The sequence below is a fragment of the Variovorax sp. V15 genome (assembly GCF_041154425.1).
Lineage (GTDB): Bacteria > Pseudomonadota > Gammaproteobacteria > Burkholderiales > Burkholderiaceae_C > Variovorax > Variovorax guangxiensis.
This window is the reverse complement of the sequence record NZ_AP028659.1, coordinates 935,239-961,372: the sequence shown is the minus strand read 5'-3', so window position 1 is coordinate 961,372 and position 26,134 is coordinate 935,239. Positions and strand designations below refer to the sequence as shown.

Genomic DNA, 26,134 nt, shown 5'->3' with positions numbered 1-26,134 from the left:
TCACTTCAGCCCGAAGAGCTTGACCGCGTTGTCGCGGCCGATCTTGCGGCGGTCGTTCTCGCTGATCTCGCACCTGTCGAACCAGCGCGCCGCGTCCTCGTGCTTCTCGAACGGGTAGTCGACCGAATACATGATGCGGTCCGCGCCCACCTCGAGCATGGTCGACAGCAGCGTGGGCGTGCGGAAGTTGCCGCTGGTCGTGATGTGGACGTTGCTTCGCAGGTAGTCGCCGATCTCCCTGTCGCAGGGCATGCCGCGGCGGCCCTTGCGCAGGATGTGGTCCACGCGCCAGATGTTGAACGGGATGCCTTCGCCGAAGTGGCCGAGGATCATCTGCAGCTCCGGATGGCGGTCGAAGAGGCCGCTCGAGAGCAGTCGCAGCGCGTGGATGCCCGTTTCCACCGCGAAGGCCCAGGTCGGTCCGGTGAGCCAGTGCGCGCCTTCGTAGATGGGCTCGCGGCCGAGCAGCGGATCGCGCGGGTGCATGTAGAAGGGCTTCTTCAGCGCCGCGGCCACGGCCCAGAAATCGGCGAAGCGTGGATCGTCGTAGTAGACGACGGTGTTCTCGTCTCCCACCTGCGAGAAGCCGTTGACCAGGAAGCCGTGAAAGCCCAGTTGCGTGACGCAGCGTTCCAACTCGCGCGCGGCAGCCTGCGGGTCCTGCATGGGCAGCGCGGCAAAACCGCCGAAGCGCGTCGGGTGGCGGGCGATCTGCTCGGCAAGCACGTCGTTGGCGCGGCGGGCCACGTCGATGGCGCGCTGTGCGTCGGGAATGCCCTGCACCGCCGGCGAGTTGAGCGAGAGGATGGACAGCTCGGTGCCCCACTCGTCCATCTGCTCGATGCGCTGCTGCTCGAAATCGAGCAGGTTGCTCTTCAGCGTCTGCCACACCTCGGGGCGGGCGTAGACCTGCGAGTCGCCGATGGTCAGGTCGATCGCGAAATGCTCTTCGAGCGCAATCTTGTTCTTCATTGGGGAAATCACTCCGGTTTGATGTTGAGCTTGTCCAGCACGTCCTGCCAGGTCTTGCGGTCCTCGGCGATGTAGCGCGCCAGCTGTTCGGGGGTGCCGGGCCTCGGGTAGGTGCCGAGCTCGCGCGACTTGGCCACCACGTCGGGCAAGAGCAGGGCTTCGTTCATGTCCTTGTTGAGCCTGGCGAGCACCTGCGGATCGACGCCTTTCTTCGCGATGACGGCGAACCAGCCGTGCGCGACGGCGCCGGGTACTGTCTTGCTCGCTAGCGGGAACTGCTCCAGCCCGGCTTCCACGCGGTCGCCCATGCTGGCCAGCACGCGCATTCGGCCGCCCTGCACGTTGCCGGCGACCACGTTGTAGGTCTCGACCATCATCTGGGTCTGGCCGCCCAGCGTGGCCTGCATGGCCTGCGCACCGCCCGGGTAGTGCACTTCGAGGAACTGCGCGCCCGACTGCAGGCCCAGCAGCGCCGACGCGAGGTGCGGTGCCGTGCCGCGTCCGTTGTCGGCCACCTCGATGCCCTGCGGCCTGGCACGCGCGGCGGCGATGAAGTCGGCCAGTGTCTTGTACGGCGAATTGGCGGGCACCGCGAGCATGAAAGGCGCGACGGCCGCGAGCGTGACGGGCACGAAGTCGCGGTTGAAGTCGTAGCTCACGCCCCTGATGGTGCTGGGCGCCACCGAGATCGCCGAGCCCTGCACGAAGCCGAAGGTGTAGCCGTCGGTCGGCGCCGCGAGGATCGCGTTCATGCCGATCACGCCGCTGCCGCCGGGCTTGTTGTCGACGATCACGCCCTGCCCCCACTTCTCGCCGAGCCTGGCGCCGACGTGGCGGATCAGCACGTCGGGCGCGGAGCCCGCCGGAAACGGCACCACGAAGCGCACGGCCTGCGACGGCCATTTCGCCGCGCCCTGCGCATGAGCCGGCGGCAGCGCCGACAGCAGGGAAAGTGAAACGGCCCATGCGATGGCACCGCGGCGGGAAGGCGTCCGGCTCATCTTCATCTCCATATTTGCTTGATTATTCAAGTAATTGCGGCGGACTATATACTTGATTGTTCAAGCATGTCTAGATGAAAACCCTCCCCCAAGACCACGACCTCGAGAAGGCCATCCCCTTCCTCCTCGCACGCGCCGGCGCTCGCATGGGCAACGCCTTCGCGAAGGCGCTCAAGCCCTACGGACTGAGCCTGAGCGAATGGCGTGTTTGCGCCTCGCTGCAGCACACGCCGCGGCAGACGCTGTCGGAACTGGCCACGCACGCATCGACCGACCTGTCGGCGCTGTCGCGCATCGTCGACCGGCTGGCTTCGCATGAACTGGTGGCGCGCGAGAAGTGCGACACCGACAAGCGCGCGGTGCGCATCGCGCTCACCGAGCGCGGCCTTGCTTTGACGCTGGAGCTGATTCCGCTCGCGCAGCACTACGAGGCCGTTGCGACCTCGGACTTCACTGCAGCCGAAGTGAAGACACTGCGCGCGATGCTGCTGCGCCTGTACGCGAACGCCACGCCGCTCGCCTGAGCGGGTGGCGCCCGTTTGCCTGCGTCAGGCAGGCGAGACCTGCACCGTGCAGGCCTGGCGGCTCTCGGCGATCGCGAAGCGCACCGGCAGGAAGCGCTCGATCACCGCGCAGTTGGTACGCGTGTGCTCCGTCACCTCGCTGCAGGTGAAGGCGCCGGCCTTCCTGCTTTGCCACGCGGCGAGCGCCAGCAGCAGCGCCAGCTGGTCCGCCAGGTGCGGACCGACAGCCGCCTCGCTCTTCTGGAAAGAGCGCAGTTCCTTCACCAGCCCATGCGCGACCTGCTCTGCGCTCAGCGACTTCTCGCCGAAGGCGGTGAACACCTCCGTCACATGCTCGTAGGCCAGCGTGGCCAGCAGCGCGTTGCCAGGGCCTTCGTTCTGGCGCACCGAGCCGAAGCGCAATTGCTCGCCCGACCAGCCCATTGCGCCACCCAGCGTGTCGAGCTCGCGTGTCGGCACATGGCGCGGGATGCCCGGCGCCAGGCACTCCGCATAGCTCGACAGATGCGAGCCGCGCGCCATCAGGTCGAAGGGCTGCAGCGCACCAGCCGCAGGCACGATGGCCGCCTCGACCTCGCCGCCGCCGGCCGGATAGAAACCGCAGCGGCGCAGCGTCAGCTCCAGGTCGGCGCCGAGCCGGCGCACCAGCGGCGCGAACGCGCGCTCCAGGAAATGGAACGGCGGCGCCATCGGGTTGTGCGTGCCGCCGCTCAGATGCACGCGGCTCTGCGCGCCGGCCAGCAGCAGCGGCGGCAGCACGGTCTGCAGCACCAGCATGCAGCTGCCGGCGCCCGAGATCGCGAAGCGATACTCGCCCGCGCGCACTGCGCCGGGCACGAAACGCAGCGACTGCGAACCGAGCTCGGCGCCATCGACTTCCGCGCCGCTGATCGCGGCCGCCGCGTTCACGCACGCGAGGTGCTGGCGCATCAGGCCCGGCTTGGCGCGGCCTGCGCGGATCTTCTCGATGGACATGGGCTGGCCCGTGACCATCGACAGCGCGAGGCTGGTGCGCAGGATCTGGCCGCCGCCCTCGCCTTGGGACCCGTCGAGTTCAACCATGCGCGGCCTCCTTCTCGCTCTTCTTCGCTTCGAAACGCAGGACCGTTTCGTACAGGAAGGCATCGAGGCCGGCCTGCTCGGACTGCGGCAGCGGCGTCACCGGCTGCGCGGCATTGGCTGCCAGCTCCGATTCGATGAACGCGTGGATGCCGGGCCAGCGCGGGCTGGTCGCGGCCTCGCCGGCGCGCATCTTCACTTCGAGCAGCGCGTTGATCTCGCCGATCAGCGCGGCGTCGCGCACCGGGTCGAGCGTGCGCTGCGCAAGGTCGGCGAAGCGCATAGGCGGCACACCGGGCTGCGAGCGGATCCAGCGCGCGGCCAGCAGCGGGCGAAGCACGTAGAGGTATTTCTTGTAGCGCACCTCGTCGGCCTGCAGGTGCTCGCGGAAGTTCTTCTTCGCCATCGAGCTGTAGTGGTGCCAGCCGCGCGCGTTGGAGAACACCGCCTCCGACAGTTCGCGAAAGCGCGGCATCGCCGTCGCGTCGTCGCGGTACACGACGGGCGAGCGCAGCCATTCGAGCAGCGTCGGGTTCGACTCGCGCATCAGGCCCAGGGCCTTGCGCAGGTCCCATCCGTTGATGTCGAGGTCGCCGCTGATCGGCACCTCGATCACGTCGCGGCGCGGCGCCACCGTGAGATACCACGGCAGGCGGTTGACGTAGATGAAGCGCACGTCGTAGTCGCTGTCGGGCGAGGCGAAGCCCCAGCCTCGGCTGCCGGATTCGCAGGCGAACAGCACACTCACGTCGTGCTTCGCCTCGATGTCGCGCAGGGCCTCCATGATCTGCGCGCGCATGGCAGGCTCGATCGGATGGGCGGAGCGCAGGAATTCTTCTTCGGTACTCATCTTCAATTCTTCTTTCTTCTTCTTTCTCTCGTCAGGCCCGCGTTACGGTCACCTTGCCGGCACTGTCGAGCTCGTAAACATCAAGGTCGTTGGCCAGGAACGCATGGCCGCGGTAGTGCGCCTGCGTCTCGGCCATCAGCGCCGCCATGCCTTCCCCGTTCTGGTGGCGCGCGCTGAAGTGCGTGAGGATCAGATTCGGCACTTCGACGGACTGCGCGAACTCGGCCAGCAGGCGCGCCGAGCTGTGCATCGGCCCGGGGCCGACCTTGTCGAGCGCGTCCTGCGTGAACGTGGCTTCATGCACCAGCAGCTGCGCGCCCTGGCAGGCTTCATGGAGCATCGCCGGCTCGGCGTTGTCTCCGCCGAGCACGGCGACGGCCGTGTCGACCTGCGTATCCACGAAATCAGCGCTGTGCAGCGTCTCGCCGTTGAATGACACATCCTCGCCGTTCTGAAGCGCACGCCATGCCGGTCCGGGCGGCAGTCCGACAGCTCGCAGCGCCTCGGCCTTGAGCCGCACGCGCCGCGTCTCGACCTGCACGCGATAGGCGTGGCTCGGCACGCGATGCCGCAGCACGTGGCGCTCGATGCGCAAACCGGGCATGTCGTACACCAGCGCTTCGTTCTCCAGATCGACATGCTCCACCTCGTAGGGCAGATGCAAGTCGGTCAGCCGTCGCGTGGCCTCGAACCATTCCCACACCGGCAGCGGCGCGATCAGCTTCAGCGGCTTCGTGCGCTTGCCCATGCCGGCACTCGCGAGCAATCCCGGCAGGCCATAGCAATGGTCGCCATGCACATGCGTGATGCAGACGGCGGCCAGGTCGTTCAGCGACAGCGGGGTCTGCAGCACGCGGTGCTGCGTACCCTCGCCGCAATCGACCAGGAACCAGTCGGCGCCAAGCACCGTCTGCACCGCAAGCCCGGAGACGTTGCGGTGGCGCGTGGCGGTGCCGGAAGAGGTCCCCAGGAAAGTCAGTTTCATCATCGTCGTCAAGGCCATCGCTCCCTGTTCAGCAGCGCGCTCCTTGCCGTATCGGCGGCAACGCGCTCCCAGGCAAAGTATCGGCGACCTCCCTCGGGACGAGCCGCCATCAGTTCATGCAGCTTCGCTAGGTTCGCTTCGCCTCCCCAGCGAGCCATGGTCTGGATCGCCACGACGCGCAGGCTCCACCATTTGCTTTCAAGCGCGGCCTCGATTTCGGCGACGGCGCTCGCGGTCGGTTTTGCATCGCCCAGCGCACGAAGGCGATCCGTCTGTTCGCGCAGGAGGCTCGCACCCGGCGGCGCGTTGCGCAGACGCTCGCGCCGTGCGCGCCGACATGCGAGGCATCGCACGGCGCGGCTATCGATATGCCCGTGCACGACCTCGTACCACCACTTCTGCTGCTTGGCCGTCCACACTTCTTCGGCGCCGCAATCGCGGCAGGTGAAGGGGCGGGCTGCATAGAACGCAGGCAGCACACCATAGGTGTTGTTGTATTGCTCCAGGACGAACCGATCAGCCGGCTCGCAGCCGGGCGCAAACCCGAAATCGGGCTGCGGCAGGCGGACATCTTTCTCGCGCAGATGTGCGGCCGACGCTGCTGCGGCTCGCTCGAGGCGCCGCGCCTTGATCTCGGCACGGCGCTGCTTGTTGCTCTTCTTCATCTCTCGGACCTTTCCCAAACGCGAGGTGCCGCGAAGGAGGGCCCGAGCCCTCCTCCCTACGTCACCCCAGCCATGAGGCCGTGCACCGGCCTCGAATTCATCCCTTCACGCATACGACCTGCTTGAGCGTGTAGACCACCTCCACCAGGTCCTTCTGCGCATCCATCACCGCGTCGATGTCCTTGTAGGCCATCGGGATCTCGTCGATCACGTCGGCGTCCTTTCGGCATTCCACGCCTTCGGTCGCGGCGATCTGGTCGGCCACCGTGTAGAGCTTCTTGGCCTTGGTACGGCTCATCTTTCGACCGGCGCCGTGGCTGCAGCTCATGAAGCTCTCGGGGTTGCCCTTTCCGCGCACGATGTAGCTCTTGGCGCCCATGCTGCCGGGGATGATTCCCAGCTCGCCGGCCTTGGCACTCACCGCGCCCTTGCGGGTCACGAGCACGTCTTCGCCGAAGTGCGTTTCGCGGCTCACGTAGTTGTGGTGGCAGTTCACCGCTTCCACGTGCGCTTCGAACGGCTTGGTGATGACCTTGCGCGCGGCCGCGACCACGCGCCGCATCATCACTTCGCGGTTCGCTCGCGCGAACTTCTGGGCCCAGCCCACCGCGCGCACGTAGTCGCCGAAGTACTTGGCGCCTTCCTCGAAGTACGCCAGGTCCTGGTCGGGCAGGTTGCGCTGGTGCTGCTCGGCGTCCTTCTTCGCGAGTTCGATGAAGTGCGTGCCGATGGCGTTGCCCACGCCGCGTGAACCCGAGTGCAGCATGAACCACACGGAACCCGCCTCGTCCAGGCATACCTCGATGAAGTGGTTGCCGGTACCCAGCGTTCCCAGGTGCTTGTGGTTGTTGGTGTTCTTCAGGCGCGGGTAGTCCTCGCAGATCGCGTCGAACTCGTCCACCAGTCCGGCCCAGGCCACGTCGGTCTCGTTGGGAGGCGTCTCCCACGAGCCCTTGTCGCGGCCCATGCGCTTGGGGTTCGAGCCGTGCGGCACGGCCTTCTCGATCGCCGAGCGCAGCGGCGCCAGGTTGTCGGGCAGGTCGTTGGCGTGCAGCGTGGTCTTGCACGCCATCATTCCGCAGCCGATGTCCACACCCACCGCGGCCGGGATGATGGCCTTGAAGGTCGGGATCACCGAACCCACGGTCGCACCGATGCCGTAGTGCACGTCGGGCATGGCCGCGATGTGCTTGAACACGATGGGCAGGCGCGCCGCGTTCTCGAGCTGCTTCTGCGCTTCGTCCTCCACGGGCACGCCGCGGGTCCACATCTTCACGGGAACGCCGTTGGCGACTTCGTGCAGGTTGTAGTTTTTGGTCTGTTCCATTTTTCTCTTTCTTTCTCTCTCTCTATACCTGTCTATCCATTCTTCACGAATGACTGGTGGACACGGCGGGATTCGAACCCGCATCAATACGGCGACCGTGGTGTTTCAATCCAGCGGCCCAGTCGACGATTGGAAACGCGCGCCAGTGACAGACCCGTCATCGGAGCCAGCACCTGCATCCTCAACCTTGCTCGTCGACCGACTTGCCCGCCGCATCCGGTGCTACCCGGACTGCCGGCAATATCAACATTTTTGGCAGTGGCGCTCCCTTCTGTGCCTGCGTGCCCGTATCCCTTTTTTCCTTTAGAACTCAGGAACCGTTCGGCCGAAGCGTCACCAGTCCGTTGAGCACCTGGTCCAGACCGCCGACCACCGAGATCTTGTCGATCCGTTCGGCCACGCGTTCCAGCGTTTCAAGTTCCTTCATCCGCAACGCGACGGGGTTGCCCTCCATCACCTTGGCGGTGTTCAGCAGCGAGCGCGTGGCCGCGGTTTCCTCGCGGCGACGGATCACGTTGGCCTGGGCCGACTTCTCGGCCTCCACCACCTGCGCAAGGATGGTCTTCATCTCGCCCGGCAGGATGATGTCCTTCACGCCCACGCTTTCCAGCACGACTCCCGAGCCTTCCAGCCGCTCGCGCACCTGCGCCAGCACGGTCTGGTCGATGGCTGCCTTGTTCTCCAGCAGCGCGTCGAGCGTCTGCTCGCCGACCGCGGCACGCAGACCGAACTGCAGCTCGCGGTACACGTGCTCCGCCGGCTTGGGCATCTGCGCCATGGCCTGCCGCACGTCGAGGAAACGCCATACCGCCGACAGGTTCAGCCGCAGCCCCACCTTGTCGCGGGTCAGGATCTCCTGGCCGCTCACTTCGGCGATCTGCGAACGCAGGTCCACGGAGGTCACCGACACCTGACGGTTGAAGCGCCAGAAACCGTGGTTTCCAGGCGGCAGCAAGGCCTGCATCTGCCCTTCGAGCGTCAGCACACCGGCATGGAACTCTGGCACCTGCACCAGCAGTACGCCCTCGAGCCCCTGCACCGCGCGCGGACGCAGGGCCACGCTCTGCAGCTTTGCCAGCAACTCGGCCGGCAGACGCGCATCGGCGGAAACATCGATCACGTCGATGCGCTGCTCGCGCAGCCCACGCCAGTAGAGCTTGCGGGTAGAGGGCGGCAGGATCTGCACAAGCACGCCCTCCTCATGACGCAGGCCGACCTGGGTTTCGCCCAGCGACACCTGCACGAACTCGCGTTCGACCAGCTCCGGCTCGCGTGCCAGGAAGTAGTCGGCCAGTTCGTGCTCGAACACCGGCTCGGCGAGCGAGAAGCGTTGCAGCTGGACGGTGTCGAAGCCCGCGAACACGCGGTGCTTTCCCGGTCCGAGCAGTCGCTCGAAGTCGCCGTTGCGCAGCAGCAGTGCGCGTTCGTTCTTCTTGATGGTGTATTGGTTGAAGCCCAGCATTCTTTTTCTCCTCTTTGTTCGGTTCGACTGTTCGTTTCGTTCTCGTCGGCCAGTCGTCATTCATCCATTCATTCAATCCAGGCCCTCGAAAGGGCAGGCGGCGGACACTGCGGCGGTCAAGGCCTGTCATGCGGCGGTCGCGCGGTTCGGTAGGTGCCTCCCGTCGTTGCATCGCAACGTCCTCACCCCCCTTGCCGTCGATGGCCACACGCAGTTCCTTGCCACGCACGCGGTGCGCAAGCCGCCTGCGCTTGGCACTGTGTCGCGCGCCGCAAGGCTTTGAGGGCCTTGCGCCGTCGCTCCGGTGTGCCGGGGCGGGGGGCTTTCGCCCCATCAGATGGCGGTGCGAGCACCGCCAGGGTTTTTCGCGGGAATCGAACCCACAACGCCGTGCGGTTGGCACGGTGCTCAACCATGAGCAGAACTGAAACAAGTTCAGTTGCCAGCCAGTTCAACAGCGGCATACCGCGAGCCCAAGACAGGATCTGGCCTGCGGCACCGGGCCGCTTTCACGCGGCACCTGCGAGCGGATGAACTGCATCCGACGGGTTGTCTATTGCACCCAGCGTGCCAGGCGACGGCGAGAGAGGCAAAAAAGCGTTCGAAACTCACGCAAGCCGTTGATATGAATAGACAAATTCTTCTTTATCGACCGGTGCACGTCATATTCGATCTGCTAGCATTCAACCGATTTCTATAAATTTAGCTAGACCTTTATTCATGAAGCCAATCGTCGTCATCGGCTTCCTCGGCACCCAGCTCGATGCCGGCCAGGGCGCGGGCCGCTGGAACAAGTGGCGCCCCACCGTCTCGCTCGCTCAGCACGAGGACATGGTCGTCTCGCGCATGGAGTTGCTCTACACGCTGCGGCACAAGGCGCTGGCCGAGGTGGTGAAGGCCGACATCGCCACCGTGTCGCCCGAGACCACGGTCAACCTCGTGCCGCTCGACCTGGCGGACCCCTGGGACTTCGGCGAGGTCTACACGCGCCTTTACGACTGGGCGCGCGGCTACAGCTTCGACACCGAGCGCGAGCAGTACTGGACGCACATCACCACCGGCACGCACGTCGCGCAGATCTGCATGTTCCTGCTGTCCGAATCGCGCGTGGTTCCAGGCGTGCTGGCGCAGACATCGCCGCCGAAGAAGCAGCGCGAGGGCGAAGCCGGCAAGTGCACGCTGATCGACCTCGACCTGTCTCGCTATGACGTGATCGCGCGGCGCTTCGACGCGGAGCAGCGCGACGCGGTCGCCTTCCTGAAGAGCGGCATCGCCACGCGCAACGCGCGCTTCAACGCGCTGATCGACGAAATCGAGCGCGTGGCGGTGCGCTCGCGCGCGCCCATCCTGCTGGTGGGGCCGACGGGCGCGGGCAAGTCGTTCCTGGCGCGGCGCATGTTCGAGCTGAAGCAGTCGCGCCACCAGATGACGGGGCCTTTCGTCGAAGTGAACTGCGCGACGCTGCGCGGCGACGGCGCGGCGTCCACGCTCTTCGGCCATAAGAAGGGCTCCTTCACGGGCGCCGCCGCCGACCGCGCGGGCCTGCTGCGCACCGCGCACCAGGGCGCCCTTTTCCTCGACGAGATCGGCGAGCTCGGCCTCGACGAGCAGGCGATGCTGCTGAAGGCCATCGAGGAGAAGCGCTTCTTCCCCGTGGGTGCCGACAAGGAAGTGGAAAGCGACTTCCAGCTGATCGCCGGCACCAACCGCGACCTGCGCAGCGACGTGGCCGAGGGACGCTTTCGCGAAGACCTGTTCGCGCGCATCAACCTCTGGACCTACGACCTGCCCGGCCTCGCGCAGCGGCCGGAGGACATCGAGCCCAACGTCGACCATCTGCTGGCCCTCCACGCCGCCGAGAACAACCGCGTGGTGCGCTTCAACGCCGAGGCGCGCGCCGCCTACCTGCGCTTCGCGCAAAGCGGCGAGGCGATCTGGAGCGGCAACTTCCGCGACCTGTCTGCCAGCGTGACGCGGCTGGCCACGCTGGCCGACGGCGGACGCATTCCGGTCGCGCTGGTGGAAGCCGAGATCGCGCGGCTGCGCTGGCTGTGGAAGCACGCAGGCGCAATGCCGGCCGCTGGCGAAGGCGTGGACCTCGACGCCCTGCTCGGCGAGGAACGCAGCGCCGCACTCGATCTCTTCGACCGCCTGCAGCTCGAAGCAGTGGTGCGCGTCTGCCGTCAGTCGCGCAGCCTGTCGGATGCGGGGCGACAGCTCTTCCAGGCTTCGCGCGCGCAGCGCAGCGTGGTGAACGACGCCGACCGGCTGCGCAAGTACCTCGCCAAGCACGGCCTGGAATGGAGCCGGATCGCGAACGCCTGAGCTATCCTCCGCCGCCATGGCCATCTCCGCATTCGCCGTGAAGGTTCCCGCCGCCGAGCCCATGGTGGGCGATCTGCGCCGCCTCTACGACGCCACCGTGGCCCTCGGAGTGCCTGCACACATCACGGTGCTCGTTCCTTTCATGGACCCGGCGCGGATCACGCCCGAAGTCCTGGAGCGTGCGAGGCTGGCCTTGAATCGGACGACTTCGTTCTCCTTCACGCTGAACAGGGTCGGGCGTTTTCCGGAAACCGCGTACCTCGCGCCGGAGCCTGCGGCACCTTTCATCGAAATGACGCGAGCGCTCGTGGAAGCGTTTCCCGACTTTCCTCCGTATGGCGGCGAGCACGACAGCATCGTTGCGCATCTGTCGGTTGCGCATGGCAGTGCATCCGATGCGGATGCTGCGGCGGTCGAACTGCAGGCCCGGCTTGCCGCGTCGGGAGCCGTGCATGCGAGTTGCACGGAAGTCGCGCTGATCGAGAACTCGACGGGCAACTGGCGGGACATGCACGTCTTTCATCTGCAGCGTGCAATCCAGCCAATACCCTCCATCCGATAAGAACAACACATGTCAGAAATCTACATAAGCACAGACGTCGAATCCGATGGCCCCATCCCCGGCCCGAACTCGATGCTCAGCTTCGGCTCGGCCGCCTACACGGCCGACAAGCAACTCGTTTCCACATTCAGCGCCAACCTTCACACGCTGCCCGGCGCGCAAGCCGATCCGAAGACCGCCGCATGGTGGAAGACCCAGCCCGAGGCATGGGCCGCCTGCCGCACCGATCTGCAGGACCCGGCCCACGCGATGAAGAACTACGTGAACTGGCTCAAGGGCCTGAAAGCGCGGCCGGTGTTCGTCGCCTATCCGGCGGGCTTCGACTTCCTCTTCGTCTACTGGTACCTGATGCGATTCGCGGGCGAGAGCCCGTTCAGCCATTCGGCGCTCGACGTCAAGTCGTTCGCAATGGCGATGCTCAAGCTCGACTACCGCGACAGCACCAAGCGCGCCATGCCGCGCCGCTGGTTCGACGCCGGCCTGCCGCACACGCACGTGGCGCTCGACGACGCCATCGAGCAGGGCGCGCTCTTCTGCAACATGCTCGCGGAGAACCGCGCGGCATCCGCCGGCGGACGGCTTTCATGAAGGGCGGCGCGCTGCGTCGGTGGTTCGCAAGGCTGGCGCTGTGCACGCTGCCGCTCATGCTGGGCGGCTGCGTGCAGTCGATGTTCTATTACCCGGACAGCGTGCGCTACGAGACCCCCGAGGCTCTCGGCATGCGCTACGAGAACGTGCAGTTCGCCAGCGCCGACGGCACACGCCTGAGCGGCTGGTTCCTGCCCGCCGAGAACCGGCAGAACCCGAAGGAGGCCAAGGGCACGGTGGTGCACTTCCACGGCAACGCGCAGAACATGAGCACGCACTGGCGCTTCGTGGCCTGGCTGCCGAAGCGGGACTACAACGTGTTCGTGTTCGACTACCGCGGCTACGGCCAGTCGGAAGGCGAGCCCGAGCCCAAGGGCGTCTTCGAGGATTCGAACGCCGCGCTGAACTACGTGCGCTCGCGCAAGGACGTGGACCCCGAGCGGCTCTTCGTCTTCGGCCAGAGCCTGGGCGGCACCAACGCGATCGCGGTGGTGGGCTCGGGCAACCGCGCGGGCGTGAAGGCCGCGGCCATCGAGTCGACCTTCTATTCCTACTCGTCGATCGCCAACGAGAAGCTCAGCGGCGCCGGCCTGCTGGTGAGCGACGAGTACGCTGCCTCGAAATACGTGGCAGCCATATCGCCCATTCCGCTGCTGCTGATCCACGGCACGGCCGACCAGGTGATTCCGCCCTCGCACTCCAAGCGGCTGCTGGCCGACGCGCGCGAGCCCAAGCGGCTGATCGAGGCGCCGGGCGCCGCGCATCTCGAACCGATGACGGCCCTGCGCTATGGCGCGGCCTACCGCAAGGCGCTGACCGAATTCTTCGAGTCGGCACTGCACCCACTCCAGCAATGACGACTGCCATGAAGCATTTCGACGAAGCCGCCACCCGTGCGCCGCTGGCCTTCGACCGGCTGGTACCCGCGCTGCGCGCGGCCTTCGCGGCGGGCGCCCAGGTGCCGCCGCGCCACGTGCACGCCATCGACACCACAGCCGGCGCCAGCGGCAAGGGCACCGTGCTCATCATGCCGGCATGGAGCGACGCGGGCTTCCTCGGCATCAAGACGATCAACATCTTCCCCGGCAACAGCGAGCGCGGACTGCCCGGCCTGCATGCGACCTACGTGCTGTACGATGCGCGCACCGGCGTGCCGCTGGCGATGATGGACGGCAACGAGATCACCGCGCGCCGCACGGCCGCGGCCTCGGCGCTGGGCGCGTCGTTCCTGGCGCGCGCCGATGCGCGCCGGCTGCTGGTGCTGGGCACCGGCCGCATCGCACGCATGCTGCCCGCCGCGCATGCGAGCGTGCGGCCCATCGACGAATTGTGGGTGTGGAACCACCGGCCGGAAGGCGCGCAAGCGCTGGCCGCGCAATGGCGCGCCGAGGGCTGGAACGCGCGGGCGGCAACGGATCTGGAAGCCGCCGTGCGTCAGGCCGACATCGTGAGCTGCGCCACGCTGGCCACCTCGCCGCTGGTGCGCGGCGAGTGGCTGGCACCGGGCTCGCACCTGGACCTGATCGGCAGCTTCACGCCCGCGATGCGCGAAGCCGACGCCCGGTGCTTCGATGGCTCCCTGACCTGGGTCGACACCGAGGAGGCGCTGCAGAAATCCGGTGACCTGCTCGACGCGATGGCCGCCGGCACGCTGCGCGCGGAGGAGGTGCAGGGCACGCTGGCGATGCTGTGCCGCGGGGAGCACCCTGGCCGCACGAACGATGCCGGGCGCACCGTGTTCAAGGCCGTCGGCAGCGCGCTGGAAGACCTGGCCGCTGCCACGCTCGTGTGGCAATCAGGCGACGCCATCTAATACTTATGGCTTGTTTTCCGCTGTGTTTTCCTACATCCGGATACGTCTTGTAGCCAATAGCGCACGCAGCGCATCGCGAGTACCGTGCTCCTCACGCCATCGAATCGGGGGGCACGACATGCTGAGCACCGAACACAAAGCCAACATCCTGCGCAAGGCCGGATACACCGTGCCCGCAGGTCCGGGAAACCCCAACAGCCCCTACCAGACGGCCCAGTGCTGGGCGAAAGCGATCGACACGCTCTACGTGACGTACGCCGCCAGCCGCGCAGCCAAGAGCCTGCGTGACGCGGAAGAGGCCCGGATGCTGGCGCTGCTGCAGCTGCGCTCGGCCAAGGCCTGGGCCTGACGGCCCGTGCGGCCTCAGGGCTTCTTCTGCTTTTCGGGCGCGTCGCCGCTGCCGCCGCGCGAGAGCTGGCCCGCCTTCATGGCCTCGCGGTTCGCCGCACGGCGCTTGGCCGCGGCGGCCCGGCGCTCTTCCCTCGACATCTTCGGTGCGGTCGTCGCGCGCACCTCGCCCTCCTGCATCTGCGGCCCACGGGCGGCGGCTGCGCCATCCGCGCGGCGCTCCTTGCGAGCCTCGGCGCGCTCCGCCCTGGTGGTGGGCGCCGTGGGCCGCGCCTTGCCCTGCGCAGGATCGGCTTCGCCGGAAGACTGGGCGGACGCCACCTGCACGACCATCATCTGAGCCAGGGCCAGGCAAGCCGGCACGAGCATTTTTTTCATTGCGATGACCTTTCAGCACCCGCGACGGCACGGGGCCGGGGCATTGTGGTCAGGGTCCGGGGGCGGTGTCCACACCGGCAACCCGCATGCCGATGGAGCTTCAGTCCGTGCGCTGGCGGTCGCCCAGATAGGCCAACACCAGCCTGAGGAGTTCGGTCCTCATCGCCCGAGCATCCAGGTCGCCGCGGCGCGCCGCCGCGTGGACCGCGCCTTCGACCGCGGACGAGAGCATGCGGGCCGCGATGTCGGCATCGGCGCCGTCTCCCGGCCCACCGCTTTCAACGACGAGTGCCCGGTAGCGGCGCTGGTATTCGGCCTCGAACTCGGGGTAGGTCGAGCGCGCGGCGAGCGGCACCTCGTCGACGAGCACGCGGTGCAGCGCCTGGTCGACCGAATGGGCGGCGATGACCCCGTCGACGAAGCGCTCCACGCGGCGCGAAAGCGGAGCCGAAGCGTCGACATCCGCATCGGAACCGTTCAACGCCGCCAGCACCTCGTCGAGGTGACGCTGCCGTATCGCCTCGGCGATGGCCAGCTTGTCCGGGAAGTACTGGTAGAGCGAGCCGACGCTGACGCCAGCCACCGCCGCGATCTCGTTGGTGGTGAACCGCGCCCATCCGCGGCGCGCCAGAACGCGAGTTGCGGCCTCGACGATGGCGTCCACCGTGACGCGCGAACGCTGCTGCCGGGGCGCTTTGCGCATGGTCCTGCGCTGTGGGGGAATGCGAGTACCCAAGTTCGAGGCTCCACTCAAGAATGGGAGCGCACGCCAGGCGTGCGTTCAACTGTCCGAAGGGAGATTGTGATGAGTACGCAGACGCTTCTGGCCTCGCTGTTCCGCTACAAGGCCTGGGCCGACGAGGGCCTGCTGGTGGCCCTGGCCGATCTGGCGGCCAACGGCCCGGCCGACGAGTACCGCACGGCCGCGCGCGTGTTCAACCACGGCTTCATCGTCGACCGCATCTTCGTCGCCAACGTGCAGCGCAAGGCACACGGCCACACCGCGACCGGCGCGCCCGAGCCGCCGCCGCTGGAAACGCTGGCCGAGGCGGTGCAGGAAACCGATCGCTGGTACATCGACTACGTCGCGCGCCTGAACCCGCGCGAGCTGGAGGAAGGCATCGAGTTCACCTTCACCGACGGCGCGCCGGGCCGGATGTCGCGCGAGGAAATGCTGGCCCACGTGGCGACTCACGCGGGCTATCACCGTGGAGAAGTCGGCCGGATACTGACCCGGCTCACGGGCTCGTCGCCGCCGGACACCTTCACCGGCTTCCTTCATCGGGCCGAACCCGCTCGTCGCGAGCGCAACGCATAGCGGCGGCGTCTCCCGTCCTCGGGGGCCACGGCCCGCCGGCTTACTTGCCTTGTGCCGATTGCAGCACCGGGTTCTGCATGGTCGAGATGACCTTGCTGTTGACGCGCGAGCCGCTGGTCACGTTCTGGTCGGGCGCCGCGGCGGTGGCCATGGCTTCCTGGTAGACCTGCGCCGGGTCGCGGCTGGAGGTGAACGGGTCCGCGCCGCGCGAGCCGCGCGTCACGTTCTGGTTGGGCGCGTGGGCGGTCTCGACGGCCTGCCTGTACATGGCTTCGGCATCGGCCGTGGACGTGAACGGATCGGCGCCGCGCGAACCGCGCGTGACGTTCTGGTCCTTGGCGTGGGCGGCGGCGACGGCTTCGGCTTCGACGGCTTCGCGCGTGCGCTGCTGGGCCTGGGCGGGCACGGAAGCGATGGCGAGCAGGGCGAGCGCGGCAGCGAGGGCGATCTGGGAGGTCTTCATGGTTCGGTCTTTTCTGTGAGTTGTCTGTCGGTCCGTAAGAGGCTTGCCCGGGGATACGGGAAAACCCTGAACGAGGCTATTCAGCGCAAAAGGCAGATCCGTGACGCCCCCGCCCCGAGCACCAGCTCTCGCGCGCGCCCTGCAGCCTCTGCGAACTTCTGTTAACTGACGCGGCCCGGTCCGCCCGTTTCCTGCGCCGCGAATGCACTTCGGGCTTGCGCGCGGGCCATCGCTTCTGAGACAGTCGCCCGGGCCACACCCGGACCGCCCCCTGTCTCCATCGGAAAGAACGAAGGGAAAACCGCAACCATGGGAATGTTCGACTTCCTGAAGAAGAAACCCGCCATGCCCGCGACGCTGGAGGAAGGCATGGCCTCGCAGGCCAAGGACTTCGTCGGCGCCTTCTCGCAGCCCGGCGCGCCCATCGACGGCTCCCGGCTCGACTACACGGCCCCCTCGCTGGCGCTTGTCGACCGCGTGCTCGACGACTTCTTCAAGCAGCAGGCGCCGCTGCCGGACGATCTGCACTTCCTCGCATCGGCCTACGTCTTCGAGGTCGCGCGCCGCGAGTTCGGCGGGCGCTACCTGCGCGGCGACGAGGACAACCCCTTCGTGCTCGTCATCGGCGAGGGCGAATCGCAGGTCGGCGTGTGCGTGATGGGCAAGGTGCGCGGACGGGCCACCAACGGCCCCGAGGACGACCTGGGCTTCTTCTACGCCGGCATCGCGCCCACGGTGGCACGCGGCGTGCGCGCGACCATCATCTGAAGCCACGGCGCCGGCCGCGGTCACAGCCGGCTGCTACCCACCGCGCCCTGCTCCTTCGAATAATCCGGAAACGGCCCGCGCCCGGTGCGCCGGGCCGCATTCCAACCTCATCCGAAGGAGACAAGAGACATGGCGCGCAAGATCCTGATGCTCTGCGGCGACTACGCCGAAGACTACGAAACCATGGTGCCTTTCCAGGCCCTGCTGGCCGTGGGCCACACGGTGCATGCGGTGGCGCCGGACAAGAAGGCCGGCGACTGGGTCCACACCGCCATCCACGACTTCGAGGGCGCCCAGACCTACAGCGAAAAGCCCGGCCACCGCTTCACGCTGAACGCCAACTTCGCCGACGTCCGCCCCGAGGCCTACGACGCGCTGGTCATTCCGGGCGGCCGCGCGCCGGAGTACCTGCGCATGAACACCCGCGTGGTCGAGATCGCTCGGCACTTCCTGGCCGCCGACAAGCCGCTGGCGGCGGTGTGCCACGGCGCCCAGCTGCTCGCGGCCACGGGCCTGCTCAAGGGCCGCAAGGTGTCGGCCTATCCGGCCTGCCAGGTGGAGGTGGAACTTGCGGGCGCCGAGTACATGGGCATCCCGGTCGACCAGGCCGTGACCGACCGCAACCTGGTCACCGCGCCCGCATGGCCGGCGCACCCGGCATGGCTCTCGCAGTTCCTCGTGGTGCTGGGCACGCGCATCGAGCATTGAACTCCCGGCGGGCGGCGCGGCGCGGCGCTACAGTGCGGCGTCGCCCACCTTCCTTCAAGCAAAGGAGACAGCCACCATGTGCGAAGTCTTCATCAGTGCCGATCCGCAGAGCTATGACGCGCGCACGCGCTCGGTGCGGCTGCACGGCGTCGTCACCAGCATCCGGCTGGAGAACCTGTTCTGGCAGGTGCTGGAAGAAATCGCGCGGCGCGACGGCATGGTCGTGGTGCAGCTCATCGAGCGGCTCTACGACGAGCTGGTGGCCGCGCGCGGCGAAGTCGGCAACTTCGCCTCGTTCCTTCGGGTGAGCGCCCTGCGCTATGAGGCGCTGCTGGCGCAGGGGCGCATTCCCGCCGACAACTCGGTGGCGATCCGTTCGCTCGACGCGAAGGCGGTGCTGCACGAGCTGCCCGAGGGCTGGGGCAGCCCTCTGCCTGACCAGGCGCGCGTGCACACGCTGCACGTGGCAGCGCGGCGCCAGGCCTAGCGATCAGTCCAGCGAGACGTTCGCCTTGCGGATCACGTCGGTGAAGCGCTTCGTCTCGCTCGCCACGAACTCGTCGAACTGCGGGCGCGTGGTCGGGAAGGGCTCGTAGCCGAAGCTCTTGAACTTCTCCAGCACGTCGGGCTCTGCCAGCCCCTTCTCGATGTCGCGCTTGATCTTCTCGGTGACCGATGCGGGCAGGCCCTTCGGCACGGCGATGGCGTTCCAGCCGATGACCTCGAAGCCCTTCGGGCCACCCGATTCGCCGACCGTCGGCACGTCGGGGAAGGCCGCCACGCGCTGCGGTGCGGCAGCGGCCAGGAAGCGCAGCTTGTTCGCGCGCTGCAGCGGGCCGGCGGTGGCGCTGCTGCCCAGCGCGAAGGCCAGCTCGCCGGTGGCGACCGAGGTGTAGAGCTGCGTGGTCTCCTTGTAGACGATGTGCTCCATCTGCGTGCCGGTGGCCGACTCGAAGAGCTCCGAGCCCAGGTGCACCGGGTTGCCGACCGACCAGGAGCCGTAGTCGAGCTTGCCGGGGTTGGCCTTGGCGTCGGCGATCAGGTCGCCGATGGTCTTGTACTTGCTGTTGGTGGCGACGGTGAAGAAGAAGTAGGTCTTGAACAGCGGCAGCAGCGCGTCGAAGTCCTTGGCGGTGTCGTAGGGCAGCTTCTTGAAGAGCGCCGGGTACGCGGCAAGGTGAACGTTGTCGAGCACGATGATGTCGTGGCCGTCCTTCGCGCCGCGTTTGAAGGCGTCGATGGCGATGAAGCCGTTTCCACCGGGGCGGTTCTCGACCACTACCGGCTGGCCCCACGCGCGCGAGAGCTTGTCGGCCACCAGGCGCGCCACGCCGTCGGGTCCGCCGCCCACCGGGAACGGCGTGATGATGCGCACCGGCTTGGTGGGAAAGGCCTGCTGTGCGAGGGCCGTTGTGGGCAGCAGCGCCGCTGCGGCCAGTGCGAGCGTTGCAAGGCCAGCGCCGCGGCGCGTTGCCTTCCTGGTCGACGTGTCGTTCATCCTCTGATCCTTCTCTTTCATCCTCTTCGGTTAAAAAAATGCCATCGGGCCGCTGTTGCCGCGGCGGCCGATGGCCTTGTCTTCTTGCTTCTCTGGTTTTTTCGTTGCGTGGCCGCCCGATCGGCGGCGCTGTTGTCGTCAGACGCGCTCGAGGATCACCGCGATGCCCTGACCCACGCCGATGCACATGGTGCAAAGCGCATAGCGGCCGCCGCCCTTGTGCAGCTGGTTGACCGCGGTGGTGGCAAGGCGCGCGCCGCTGGCGCCCAGCGGGTGACCCAGCGCGATGGCGCCGCCGTTGATGTTGACGCGCGCGTCGTCGTCCTTCAGGCCCAGCAGGCGCAGCACGGCCAGGCCCTGCGCGGCGAAGGCTTCGTTGAGTTCGATCACGTCGATCTGCTCGAGCTTCAGGCCGGTGAGCGCCAGCACCTTCTGCGTGGCGGGCGCGGGGCCGATGCCCATTACACGCGGCGCGACGCCGGCGGTGGCCATGCCGACCACGCGGGCGCGCGGCGTGAGGCCGTGCTTCGCGGCGCTGGCTTCGTCGGCCAGCAGCAGCGCGCAGGCGCCGTCGTTCACGCCGCTGGCATTGCCGGCTGTGACGGTGCCGTCGGGACGCACCACGCCCTTGAGCTTGGCCAGCGACTCGAGGCTGGTTTCGCGCGGATGCTCGTCCTTGTTGACGATGATCGCGTCGCCCTTCTTCTGCGGCACGGTCACGGGCACGATCTCGGCGTCGAAGAAGCCCGACTTCTGCGAGGCCACGGCGCGCAGCTGCGAGTTCAGCGCCATCAGGTCCTGCGCCTCGCGCTCGATCTTGTAGTCGGTGGCCACGTTCTCCGCCGTCTCGGGCATGGAGTCGACGCCGTACTGCGCCTTCATGAGCTTGTTGACGAAGCGCCAGCCGATGGTGGTGTCGTACACCGCGTTGTTGCGGCTGAAGGCGCTCTCGGCCTTGGGCATGACGAAGGGCGCGCGGCTCATGCTCTCGACGCCGCCGGCGATCATGAGGCCCGCTTCACCGGCGCGGATGGCGCGTGCCGCGGTGCCCACGGCGTCGAGGCCCGAGCCGCACAGGCGGTTGATGGTGGCGCCGCCGAGTTCGATCGGCAGGCCCGCCAGCAGCGCCGACATGCGCGCGACGTTGCGGTTGTCCTCGCCGGCCTGGTTGGCGCAGCCATAGAGCACGTCGCTCACGGCCTGCCAGTCGACGTTCTTGTTGCGCTCCATCAGCGCCTTCAGCGGCACGGCGCCGAGGTCGTCGGTGCGCACGCTGCTGAGCGAGCCGCCGTAGCGGCCGAAGGGGGTGCGAACGGCGTCGCAGATGAAGGCTTGGTTGGTCATGGATGTCTCTGTTTGAGGAAAGTTGAATTCGGGTACCGAACGCAGAGGGCGCGAAGGTTACGCGAAGGTCGCAGAAGGAAAACCATAAAAGGCTTTCATGGTCTTCTCTGCGACTTCTGCGTAGTTTTTGTCTTCCTTCTGCGTTCGGCTGTCCGCCTTAAGCGGCGATGGGCAGACCCACGAGCTTCTCGAGCTCCTCGCGGCTCAGGCCGTCGACCAGGTCGACGAGCTTCAGGCCCTGCGGGGTGCATTCGAGCGTGGCGAGGTCGGAGTACACGCGCTTGACGCAGCCGATGCCGGTCAGCGGATAGGTGCATTCCTTGACCAGCTTGCTCACGCCCTGCTTGGTGAGCAGGTCCATCATGACCCAGGTCTGCTTGGCGCCGATGGCGAGGTCCATCGCGCCGCCGACGGCGGGAATGGCGTCCTTCTCGCCGGTGTGCCAGTTGGCGAGATCGCCGGTGGCCGACACCTGGAACGCGCCGAGCACGCAGATGTCGAGGTGGCCGCCGCGCATCATCGCGAAGCTGTCGGAGTGGTGGAAGAAGGAGCCGCCCGGCAGCAGCGTGACGGGCTGCTTGCCGGCGTTGATGAGGTCGTAGTCTTCCTCGCCGGCCTCGGGCGCGGGGCCCATGCCGAGGATGCCGTTCTCGCTCTGCAGGATGACTTCGCGGCCCTTGGGCAGGTGGTTGGCCACCAGCGTGGGCTGGCCGATGCCCAGGTTGACGACGGCGCCGTCGAAGATGTCCTGCGCCACGCGGGCGGCGAGCTGGTCCTTGGTGCGGCGGGTGTAGTTCGTGCTCATGGTCATGCTGCCTTCTTGAAGCCGCCGGCCTGGGTGGCGACGCGTTCGATGCGCACCACCTGGTGCACGAAGATTCCCGGGGTGACGATGGTCTCGGGGTCGAGGGTGCCGAGCTCGGCGATGTCGTGCACGGTGGCGATGGTCTTCTTCGCGGCCATGGCCATCACCGGGCCGAAGTTGCGCGCCGCCTTGCGGTAGACCAGGTTGCCCCAGCGGTCGCCGCGCTCGGCCTTGATGAGCGCCACGTCGCCGTGGATGGGGTACTCGAGCACGTACTGCTTGCCGTCGATCTCGCGGGTCTCGCGGTTGCCCGCCAGCTGCGTGCCGTAGCCAGTGGGGCAGAAGAAGGCGCCGATGCCGGCGCCGGCGGCGCGGATGCGCTCGGCAAGGTTGCCCTGGGGCACGAGTTCGAGCTCGATCTTGCCGCTGCGGTAGAGCCCGTCGAACACCTGGCTGTCGGCCTGGCGCGGGAAGCTGCAGATGATCTTGCGCACCCGGCCGGCCTTGAGCAGCGCCGCGAGGCCGGTCTCGCCGTTGCCAGCGTTGTTGTTGACGACGGTGAGGTCCTTGGCGCCCTGCTCGACGAGGCCCTCGATGAGTTCGTTGGGAATGCCGGCGGTGCCGAAACCGCCGATGAGAACCGTGGCGCCGTCGGGGATGCCAGCCAGGGCATCGGCGACCGAGCGCGCGATCTTGTTGATCATGAAGCCTGTCTCCGGGAGTGAAGAAAGAGAACGAAGAAAAGAACCTGCCTGAACGCTCCGGCCGATTCTGCGAATTGCCGATTTGTTCGTCTAAAGAACATTTGTTCGTATAATGAATTCTAGAGAGGAAGACGAACCATGGCAACCCACCCGTCACAACCCGAAACACCGGCCCCCGGCGACAGCTACGTGCAGTCCTTCGCGCGGGGCCTGCAGGTGATCCGCTCGTTCAGCGCCAATGCACCGCACCAGACGCTCAGCGAGGTGGCCGCCGGCAGCGGGCTGACGCGCGCGGGCGCGCGGCGCATCCTGCTCACGCTGCAGACGCTGGGCTACGTGGTGACCGACGGCAAGCTCTTCACGCTCACTCCGCGCATCCTCGACCTGGGCTTCGCGTATCTGTCCTCGATGCCGATCTGGAACCGCGCCGAGCCGGTGATGGAAGCGCTGGTGCAGCAGGTGCAGGAGTCCTGCTCGGCCGCCGTGCTCGACGCGACGGACATCGTCTACGTGCTGCGCGTGCCGACCAAGAAGATCATGCACATCAACCTGGGCGTGGGCTCGCGCCTGCCGGCCTACTGCACCTCGCTGGGCCGGCTGCTGCTGGCCGACCTCGACGACGACGAGGTGCGCGCGCGGCTCGAGGCCTCGAACATCGAGGCGCTGACCAAGCACACGCTGACCGACATCGACGCGCTCATGGCCAAGGTCGCGCAGGCGCGCAAGCAGCAGTGGTGCCTGGTGAACCAGGAACTCGAGGAAGGCCTCATCTCGGTGGCCGCACCCGTGGTCGACAGGCAGGGCCGCATGGTGGCCGCACTCAACATCAGCGGCCAGGCGAACCGCACCAGCGCGAAGGCGATGCAGGAGACCATGCTTCCCGCGCTGCGCGAAGCGGCGGACCGGGTCTCGCGGATGCTCTGAGCGAGGCAGATCCGCACTGGCAGGACCGAACGACGGAAAAGCCGAAAGGACATTCACGGACAGGTCACATCGGCTTCCTAGATTGCACCCCTCACAACAACACCGGAGGGTCCCGATCGTGTCCAGTCGCTTCATCTCGCTCAGCCTGCCGCGCCATATCGCAATCGCGGCCATCGCATCCGCAGTCCTCGCCGCATGCGGGGGTGGCGGCAGCGGAAGCGGCATCGTCCTTCCGCCCGTGGCGGGGACACCCGCTCCTTCGCCTGCTCCGGCGCCCGCCCCGGCCCCTGCTCCCCAGCCGTCGCCGGATACTTCCGCGGGACTGCCGCACAAGCTCACCGGCTGGGCCTCGCTGCCCGCGTCGTTCCGCCAGCCCGGCCCGACCACCGGCCAGTTCATCACCGCCGCGCTCGGCGTAACGCCGCCCTTCGTCGACGGCCAGCCGCTTCCAGGTTTCTCGGCACTGCTGAGGAACGACGACGGCACCTGGACCGCCATGCCCGACAACGGCTACGGCAGCAAGAGCAACTCCGGCGACTTCGTGGTCGGCTTCTACAACGTCAGCATCGACTTCCGCACCGCATCCAACGGCACGACGGTGCCCGGCACCGTGAAGGTCAACAGCCACGTCGCCTTCAACGATTCCAAGGGCTTCCTGAAGGACGGCAAGGGCGTCGACCTGAAGATCACCGCCGACTTCGCCAACTACCAGACGGTCTCGGGCAACAACCTCGTCGACAGCGGCAAGCCGGTGGATCCGCGCATCGTCAGCGGCCGCCTGCTGACGGGCTTCGATCTCGACGTGGAGTCGATCGCCCGCGCGAAGGACGGCACATACTTCGTGGGCGAGGAATTCGGCCCCTACATCCTTCACTTCGACAAGGACGGCACGCTGATGGGCGACCCGGTGCCGCATCCCTTCCTGCGCAGCCCGTCCAACCCGCTGGTGATGAACGAAGGCGCCACGGTGACTTCGCTTTCGAGCCGCGGCTTCGAAAGCCTCGCCTTCAACGGCGACAAGACCCGCCTCTATGCGGTGCCCGAAGCGGCGCCTTCGCTGGCCTCGCTGCGCCCGGTGGCCGATGACGAGCGTTACCTGAACTTCTTCGAGTTCGACCCCGCCTCGATGCTCTACACCGGCAAGAACCCGGTCTACAGGAAGGACGGCCCCGCCAAGGACAACCAGATCGTCATCGGCGACATGGCCAACATCGGCGGCAACAGGTTCGTGCTGATCGAACGCGACAGCCTCTACGGCTCGAAGGCCGTGGTCAAGCGCCTCTACATGGTCGACCTGGACGTGAAGGACGCCGACGGCGTGCTGAAGAAGACGCTGCTGGTCGACCTGCTGAACATCTCCGACCCGGACGACATCGGCGGCCCGCTGGCCAACGTCGCGAACGGCAAGTTCAGCATGCCCTTCGACTCGGTCGAGAGCGTCGAGGTGGTGGACGACTACACGCTCGCCGTCGCCATCGACACCAACTTCCCGACCGAGGACGGCCGCGTGCCCGGCAAGCCGGACGACACCGAGATCATCACGATCCGCTTCGAGCAGCCGCTGTTCAAGCGCGCCGCGTCGAAGACCTGAAGACGAGCCCTGTGCGGAATCCGGAGGGCATCAGCCCTCCGAGTGGATGCCCTTCATGATGATCACGCCGCCCAGGCGCGTGGTGTCGGCGCGCATGCGCTTGGCCAGCGTGTCGGGCGAACCGGGCTGGGCCTGCCAGCCGGTCTTCAGCAGCGCCTGGCTCACGTCGGGCGAGCTGATGACTTCGACCAGCGCTGCGTTGAGCTTGGCGACGGCCGCGGGCTTCATGCTCGCGGGCGCGGCCAGCGCGGTCCAGATTTCCAGGTCGGCGCCGCGCACGTCGGCGTCGCGGATGGTGGGCAGCTCGCCCGCCAGCGGGCTGCGCTCGGGCGAGGTCACGCCGATGGCCTTGATCTTTCCCGATTTGATGTGCGGCAGCGCGAGGCCCGGCGGCAGCAGCGCCAGCTGGATCTCGTTGGCCAGCAGCCCCGCGATGACCTGCGGATTGCCGGTGTAGGGCTTGTGCTGCGCGGTGATGGCCGCGCGGCTCTTGATGAGCTCCATGCCCAGGTGGCCCACCGTGCCCACGCCCGGCGTGCCGTACTTGCCGCCGCTGCCGAGGTTGCGCACCCACAGCAGTTGCTCGGCCGATGTCTTGCCCGTGGCGCTGCCCGACACCGCCAGCACCAGCGGCGCGGTGCCGATCAGGCCGACCGGCGCGAAGTCTTTCTCGGGGTCGAAGGTCAGCGCGGGGTTGAGCAGCTTCGCGATGGTCAGGTTGCCGTTGATGAGCGCTCCGACGGTGTGATCGTCGGTGGCCTTCGCCACCTGGTCGGCCACGGTGTTGCCGCTGGCGCCGGGCTTGTTCTCGACGATCACCGGCTGGCGCAGGATCTTCGACAGCGGCTCCGCGATGGCGCGCGCCGCGAGGTCGGGCGATGCGCCAGCGGGAAAGCCCACGAGGATGTGAAGGGGCTTGGTCGGCCAGGAAGCCTCGCCGGCGCTGTTGTTGCGTTGCTGCTGAGCCCACGAAGTCTTCGCAAGCAGCGAAGCGGCAATGGCTGCCGCGCCGCCTTCGAGCAGGCGGCGTTTGGTGATCGTCAAGATGACTCCAGGAGAGTGAGAAGAACGGGAACGTGCTTACATTGTGTTTACACAACGTTACAGGACGACGATGTTTTTCGCAAGTCCGAAGTGCCTTCCCGTCAGGGT

Annotated in this window: 29 protein-coding genes; 13 read left to right on the top strand and 16 right to left on the bottom strand. The window is 67.2% G+C overall.

Going from position 1 to position 26,134, the window contains the following annotated elements; translation table 11 throughout:
* Together ACAM57_RS04650 and ACAM57_RS04645 are read right to left on the bottom strand one after the other, a co-directional pair.
* On the bottom strand, nucleotides 1-972 hold the full coding sequence (locus ACAM57_RS04650; RefSeq protein WP_369660854.1) for an amidohydrolase family protein: 972 nt from the start codon (nucleotides 970-972) through the stop codon (nucleotides 1-3).
* 8 nt (nucleotides 973-980) lie between these two features.
* A complete protein-coding gene (locus ACAM57_RS04645; RefSeq protein ID WP_369660853.1) occupies nucleotides 981-1,973 on the bottom strand; it encodes a Bug family tripartite tricarboxylate transporter substrate binding protein in 993 nt (330 codons plus the stop codon).
* Between the two features lie 74 nt (nucleotides 1,974-2,047).
* Between ACAM57_RS04645 and ACAM57_RS04640 the strand changes: the two genes are divergently transcribed.
* Nucleotides 2,048-2,497 (top strand): MarR family winged helix-turn-helix transcriptional regulator, encoded by a 450-nt coding sequence (locus ACAM57_RS04640; RefSeq protein WP_126025605.1) that lies wholly within the window; start codon nucleotides 2,048-2,050, stop codon nucleotides 2,495-2,497.
* Nucleotides 2,498-2,521: 24 nt separating this feature from the next.
* Here ACAM57_RS04640 and rtcA read toward each other — a convergent pair whose 3' ends face one another.
* The 6 genes from rtcA to ACAM57_RS04610 all read right to left on the bottom strand — a co-directional run bounded on the left by rtcA (nucleotide 2,522) and on the right by ACAM57_RS04610 (nucleotide 8,845).
* Nucleotides 2,522-3,559, bottom strand: coding sequence for an RNA 3'-terminal phosphate cyclase (gene rtcA / locus ACAM57_RS04635; RefSeq protein ID WP_369660852.1), 1,038 nt, complete (start codon nucleotides 3,557-3,559; stop codon nucleotides 2,522-2,524).
* Nucleotides 3,552-4,406: a nucleotidyltransferase domain-containing protein gene (locus ACAM57_RS04630; RefSeq protein WP_369660851.1), complete on the bottom strand. Its 855-nt coding sequence runs from the start codon at nucleotides 4,404-4,406 to the stop codon at nucleotides 3,552-3,554. The genes rtcA and ACAM57_RS04630 overlap by 8 nt, the downstream gene beginning before the upstream one ends.
* Before the next feature lie 31 nt (nucleotides 4,407-4,437).
* Entirely contained in the window at nucleotides 4,438-5,394 is a 957-nt protein-coding gene (locus ACAM57_RS04625) for an MBL fold metallo-hydrolase (protein ID WP_369660850.1), read from the bottom strand.
* 5 nt (nucleotides 5,395-5,399) lie between these two features.
* Nucleotides 5,400-6,056: a zinc-ribbon domain containing protein gene (locus ACAM57_RS04620; protein ID WP_369660849.1), complete on the bottom strand. Its 657-nt coding sequence runs from the start codon at nucleotides 6,054-6,056 to the stop codon at nucleotides 5,400-5,402.
* A 97-nt stretch (nucleotides 6,057-6,153) separates the two neighbouring features.
* On the bottom strand, nucleotides 6,154-7,383 hold the full coding sequence (locus ACAM57_RS04615; protein WP_369660848.1) for an RtcB family protein: 1,230 nt from the start codon (nucleotides 7,381-7,383) through the stop codon (nucleotides 6,154-6,156).
* 310 nt (nucleotides 7,384-7,693) lie between these two features.
* A complete protein-coding gene (locus tag ACAM57_RS04610) occupies nucleotides 7,694-8,845 on the bottom strand; it encodes a slipin family protein (protein WP_369660847.1) in 1,152 nt (383 codons plus the stop codon).
* 720 nt (nucleotides 8,846-9,565) lie between these two features.
* Here ACAM57_RS04610 and rtcR point away from each other — a divergent pair.
* The 6 genes from rtcR to ACAM57_RS04580 all read left to right on the top strand — a co-directional run bounded on the left by rtcR (nucleotide 9,566) and on the right by ACAM57_RS04580 (nucleotide 14,482).
* Nucleotides 9,566-11,170 carry an RNA repair transcriptional activator RtcR gene (rtcR, locus tag ACAM57_RS04605; protein ID WP_369660846.1) on the top strand — a complete coding sequence of 535 codons (1,605 nt, stop codon included), beginning with the start codon at nucleotides 9,566-9,568 and terminating at the stop codon, nucleotides 11,168-11,170.
* Nucleotides 11,171-11,186: 16 nt separating this feature from the next.
* Nucleotides 11,187-11,732: a 2'-5' RNA ligase family protein gene (locus ACAM57_RS04600; protein WP_369660845.1), complete on the top strand. Its 546-nt coding sequence runs from the start codon at nucleotides 11,187-11,189 to the stop codon at nucleotides 11,730-11,732.
* Nucleotides 11,733-11,741: 9 nt separating this feature from the next.
* Nucleotides 11,742-12,320, top strand: coding sequence for an exonuclease (locus ACAM57_RS04595; protein ID WP_369660844.1), 579 nt, complete (start codon nucleotides 11,742-11,744; stop codon nucleotides 12,318-12,320).
* The gene (locus tag ACAM57_RS04590; RefSeq protein ID WP_369660843.1) at nucleotides 12,317-13,177 is read left to right on the top strand and encodes an alpha/beta hydrolase; all 861 of its coding nucleotides are present in this window, start codon (nucleotides 12,317-12,319) and stop codon (nucleotides 13,175-13,177) included. The genes ACAM57_RS04595 and ACAM57_RS04590 overlap by 4 nt, the downstream gene beginning before the upstream one ends.
* 8 nt (nucleotides 13,178-13,185) lie before the next feature.
* A complete protein-coding gene (locus ACAM57_RS04585) occupies nucleotides 13,186-14,133 on the top strand; it encodes an ornithine cyclodeaminase family protein (protein ID WP_369660842.1) in 948 nt (315 codons plus the stop codon).
* Between the two features lie 118 nt (nucleotides 14,134-14,251).
* A complete protein-coding gene (locus ACAM57_RS04580; protein WP_126025617.1) occupies nucleotides 14,252-14,482 on the top strand; it encodes a hypothetical protein in 231 nt (76 codons plus the stop codon).
* Between the two features lie 14 nt (nucleotides 14,483-14,496).
* Here the strand turns inward: ACAM57_RS04580 and ACAM57_RS04575 are convergent, their stop codons facing one another.
* Together ACAM57_RS04575 and ACAM57_RS04570 are read right to left on the bottom strand one after the other, a co-directional pair.
* Entirely contained in the window at nucleotides 14,497-14,859 is a 363-nt protein-coding gene (locus ACAM57_RS04575; protein WP_184640751.1) for a hypothetical protein, read from the bottom strand.
* A 100-nt stretch (nucleotides 14,860-14,959) separates the two neighbouring features.
* Entirely contained in the window at nucleotides 14,960-15,562 is a 603-nt protein-coding gene (locus ACAM57_RS04570; RefSeq protein WP_369660841.1) for a TetR/AcrR family transcriptional regulator, read from the bottom strand.
* 102 nt (nucleotides 15,563-15,664) lie between these two features.
* Here ACAM57_RS04570 and ACAM57_RS04565 point away from each other — a divergent pair, with 102 nt between their 5' ends.
* A complete protein-coding gene (locus ACAM57_RS04565) occupies nucleotides 15,665-16,177 on the top strand; it encodes a DinB family protein (protein WP_369660840.1) in 513 nt (170 codons plus the stop codon).
* A 40-nt stretch (nucleotides 16,178-16,217) separates the two neighbouring features.
* Here the strand turns inward: ACAM57_RS04565 and ACAM57_RS04560 are convergent, their stop codons facing one another.
* Nucleotides 16,218-16,640 carry a hypothetical protein gene (locus ACAM57_RS04560; protein ID WP_369660839.1) on the bottom strand — a complete coding sequence of 141 codons (423 nt, stop codon included), beginning with the start codon at nucleotides 16,638-16,640 and terminating at the stop codon, nucleotides 16,218-16,220.
* Nucleotides 16,641-16,949: 309 nt separating this feature from the next.
* Here ACAM57_RS04560 and ACAM57_RS04555 point away from each other — a divergent pair, with 309 nt between their 5' ends.
* From ACAM57_RS04555 to ACAM57_RS04545, 3 genes are all read left to right on the top strand, one after another.
* The gene (locus ACAM57_RS04555; RefSeq protein WP_126025622.1) at nucleotides 16,950-17,408 is read left to right on the top strand and encodes a hypothetical protein; all 459 of its coding nucleotides are present in this window, start codon (nucleotides 16,950-16,952) and stop codon (nucleotides 17,406-17,408) included.
* A gap of 129 nt (nucleotides 17,409-17,537) precedes the next feature.
* On the top strand, nucleotides 17,538-18,116 hold the full coding sequence (locus ACAM57_RS04550) for a DJ-1/PfpI family protein (protein ID WP_126025623.1): 579 nt from the start codon (nucleotides 17,538-17,540) through the stop codon (nucleotides 18,114-18,116).
* 76 nt (nucleotides 18,117-18,192) lie between these two features.
* On the top strand, nucleotides 18,193-18,603 hold the full coding sequence (locus tag ACAM57_RS04545) for a ribbon-helix-helix domain-containing protein (RefSeq protein WP_369660838.1): 411 nt from the start codon (nucleotides 18,193-18,195) through the stop codon (nucleotides 18,601-18,603).
* 3 nt (nucleotides 18,604-18,606) lie between these two features.
* Here ACAM57_RS04545 and ACAM57_RS04540 read toward each other — a convergent pair whose 3' ends face one another.
* The 4 genes from ACAM57_RS04540 to ACAM57_RS04525 form a co-directional block, all read right to left on the bottom strand.
* Nucleotides 18,607-19,614, bottom strand: coding sequence for a Bug family tripartite tricarboxylate transporter substrate binding protein (locus tag ACAM57_RS04540; RefSeq protein WP_369660837.1), 1,008 nt, complete (start codon nucleotides 19,612-19,614; stop codon nucleotides 18,607-18,609).
* Between the two features lie 138 nt (nucleotides 19,615-19,752).
* Nucleotides 19,753-20,958 (bottom strand): 3-oxoadipyl-CoA thiolase, encoded by a 1,206-nt coding sequence (pcaF, locus tag ACAM57_RS04535; protein WP_126025626.1) that lies wholly within the window; start codon nucleotides 20,956-20,958, stop codon nucleotides 19,753-19,755.
* A 157-nt stretch (nucleotides 20,959-21,115) separates the two neighbouring features.
* On the bottom strand, nucleotides 21,116-21,769 hold the full coding sequence (locus ACAM57_RS04530; RefSeq protein WP_126025627.1) for a 3-oxoacid CoA-transferase subunit B: 654 nt from the start codon (nucleotides 21,767-21,769) through the stop codon (nucleotides 21,116-21,118).
* Nucleotides 21,766-22,467: a 3-oxoacid CoA-transferase subunit A gene (locus ACAM57_RS04525; protein ID WP_369660836.1), complete on the bottom strand. Its 702-nt coding sequence runs from the start codon at nucleotides 22,465-22,467 to the stop codon at nucleotides 21,766-21,768. The genes ACAM57_RS04530 and ACAM57_RS04525 overlap by 4 nt, the downstream gene beginning before the upstream one ends.
* A gap of 138 nt (nucleotides 22,468-22,605) precedes the next feature.
* On the opposite strand from ACAM57_RS04525, the gene ACAM57_RS04520 reads away from it, so the two are divergent.
* Both ACAM57_RS04520 and ACAM57_RS04515 read left to right on the top strand, forming a co-directional pair.
* Nucleotides 22,606-23,391, top strand: a complete 786-nt coding sequence (locus ACAM57_RS04520; RefSeq protein ID WP_126025628.1) for an IclR family transcriptional regulator C-terminal domain-containing protein — start codon at nucleotides 22,606-22,608, stop codon at nucleotides 23,389-23,391.
* A gap of 118 nt (nucleotides 23,392-23,509) precedes the next feature.
* The gene (locus tag ACAM57_RS04515) at nucleotides 23,510-24,982 is read left to right on the top strand and encodes an esterase-like activity of phytase family protein (RefSeq protein ID WP_369660835.1); all 1,473 of its coding nucleotides are present in this window, start codon (nucleotides 23,510-23,512) and stop codon (nucleotides 24,980-24,982) included.
* Between the two features lie 30 nt (nucleotides 24,983-25,012).
* Here the strand turns inward: ACAM57_RS04515 and ACAM57_RS04510 are convergent, their stop codons facing one another.
* On the bottom strand, nucleotides 25,013-26,026 hold the full coding sequence (locus tag ACAM57_RS04510) for a tripartite tricarboxylate transporter substrate binding protein (protein WP_126025630.1): 1,014 nt from the start codon (nucleotides 26,024-26,026) through the stop codon (nucleotides 25,013-25,015).
* Nucleotides 26,027-26,134 lie beyond the last annotated feature (108 nt).

Coding starts and splice junctions, on each gene's coding strand:
- ACAM57_RS04580 (WP_126025617.1), top strand. CDS start 14,252: ATGCTGAGCACCGAACACAAAGCCAACATCCTGCGCAAGGCCGGATAC.
- rtcR (WP_369660846.1), top strand. CDS start 9,566: ATGAAGCCAATCGTCGTCATCGGCTTCCTCGGCACCCAGCTCGATGCC.
- ACAM57_RS04570 (WP_369660841.1), bottom strand. CDS start 15,562: ATGCGCAAAGCGCCCCGGCAGCAGCGTTCGCGCGTCACGGTGGACGCC.
- ACAM57_RS04565 (WP_369660840.1), top strand. CDS start 15,665: ATGAGTACGCAGACGCTTCTGGCCTCGCTGTTCCGCTACAAGGCCTGG.
- ACAM57_RS04520 (WP_126025628.1), top strand. CDS start 22,606: ATGGCAACCCACCCGTCACAACCCGAAACACCGGCCCCCGGCGACAGC.
- ACAM57_RS04590 (WP_369660843.1), top strand. CDS start 12,317: ATGAAGGGCGGCGCGCTGCGTCGGTGGTTCGCAAGGCTGGCGCTGTGC.
- ACAM57_RS04555 (WP_126025622.1), top strand. CDS start 16,950: ATGGGAATGTTCGACTTCCTGAAGAAGAAACCCGCCATGCCCGCGACG.
- ACAM57_RS04585 (WP_369660842.1), top strand. CDS start 13,186: ATGAAGCATTTCGACGAAGCCGCCACCCGTGCGCCGCTGGCCTTCGAC.
- ACAM57_RS04525 (WP_369660836.1), bottom strand. CDS start 22,467: ATGATCAACAAGATCGCGCGCTCGGTCGCCGATGCCCTGGCTGGCATC.
- ACAM57_RS04575 (WP_184640751.1), bottom strand. CDS start 14,859: ATGAAAAAAATGCTCGTGCCGGCTTGCCTGGCCCTGGCTCAGATGATG.
- ACAM57_RS04650 (WP_369660854.1), bottom strand. CDS start 972: ATGAAGAACAAGATTGCGCTCGAAGAGCATTTCGCGATCGACCTGACC.
- ACAM57_RS04595 (WP_369660844.1), top strand. CDS start 11,742: ATGTCAGAAATCTACATAAGCACAGACGTCGAATCCGATGGCCCCATC.
- ACAM57_RS04620 (WP_369660849.1), bottom strand. CDS start 6,056: ATGAAGAAGAGCAACAAGCAGCGCCGTGCCGAGATCAAGGCGCGGCGC.
- ACAM57_RS04540 (WP_369660837.1), bottom strand. CDS start 19,614: ATGAACGACACGTCGACCAGGAAGGCAACGCGCCGCGGCGCTGGCCTT.
- ACAM57_RS04550 (WP_126025623.1), top strand. CDS start 17,538: ATGGCGCGCAAGATCCTGATGCTCTGCGGCGACTACGCCGAAGACTAC.
- ACAM57_RS04560 (WP_369660839.1), bottom strand. CDS start 16,640: ATGAAGACCTCCCAGATCGCCCTCGCTGCCGCGCTCGCCCTGCTCGCC.
- pcaF (WP_126025626.1), bottom strand. CDS start 20,958: ATGACCAACCAAGCCTTCATCTGCGACGCCGTTCGCACCCCCTTCGGC.
- ACAM57_RS04610 (WP_369660847.1), bottom strand. CDS start 8,845: ATGCTGGGCTTCAACCAATACACCATCAAGAAGAACGAACGCGCACTG.
- ACAM57_RS04615 (WP_369660848.1), bottom strand. CDS start 7,383: ATGGAACAGACCAAAAACTACAACCTGCACGAAGTCGCCAACGGCGTT.
- ACAM57_RS04630 (WP_369660851.1), bottom strand. CDS start 4,406: ATGAGTACCGAAGAAGAATTCCTGCGCTCCGCCCATCCGATCGAGCCT.
- ACAM57_RS04645 (WP_369660853.1), bottom strand. CDS start 1,973: ATGAGCCGGACGCCTTCCCGCCGCGGTGCCATCGCATGGGCCGTTTCA.
- ACAM57_RS04530 (WP_126025627.1), bottom strand. CDS start 21,769: ATGACCATGAGCACGAACTACACCCGCCGCACCAAGGACCAGCTCGCC.
- ACAM57_RS04600 (WP_369660845.1), top strand. CDS start 11,187: ATGGCCATCTCCGCATTCGCCGTGAAGGTTCCCGCCGCCGAGCCCATG.
- rtcA (WP_369660852.1), bottom strand. CDS start 3,559: ATGGTTGAACTCGACGGGTCCCAAGGCGAGGGCGGCGGCCAGATCCTG.
- ACAM57_RS04625 (WP_369660850.1), bottom strand. CDS start 5,394: ATGATGAAACTGACTTTCCTGGGGACCTCTTCCGGCACCGCCACGCGC.
- ACAM57_RS04545 (WP_369660838.1), top strand. CDS start 18,193: ATGTGCGAAGTCTTCATCAGTGCCGATCCGCAGAGCTATGACGCGCGC.
- ACAM57_RS04640 (WP_126025605.1), top strand. CDS start 2,048: ATGAAAACCCTCCCCCAAGACCACGACCTCGAGAAGGCCATCCCCTTC.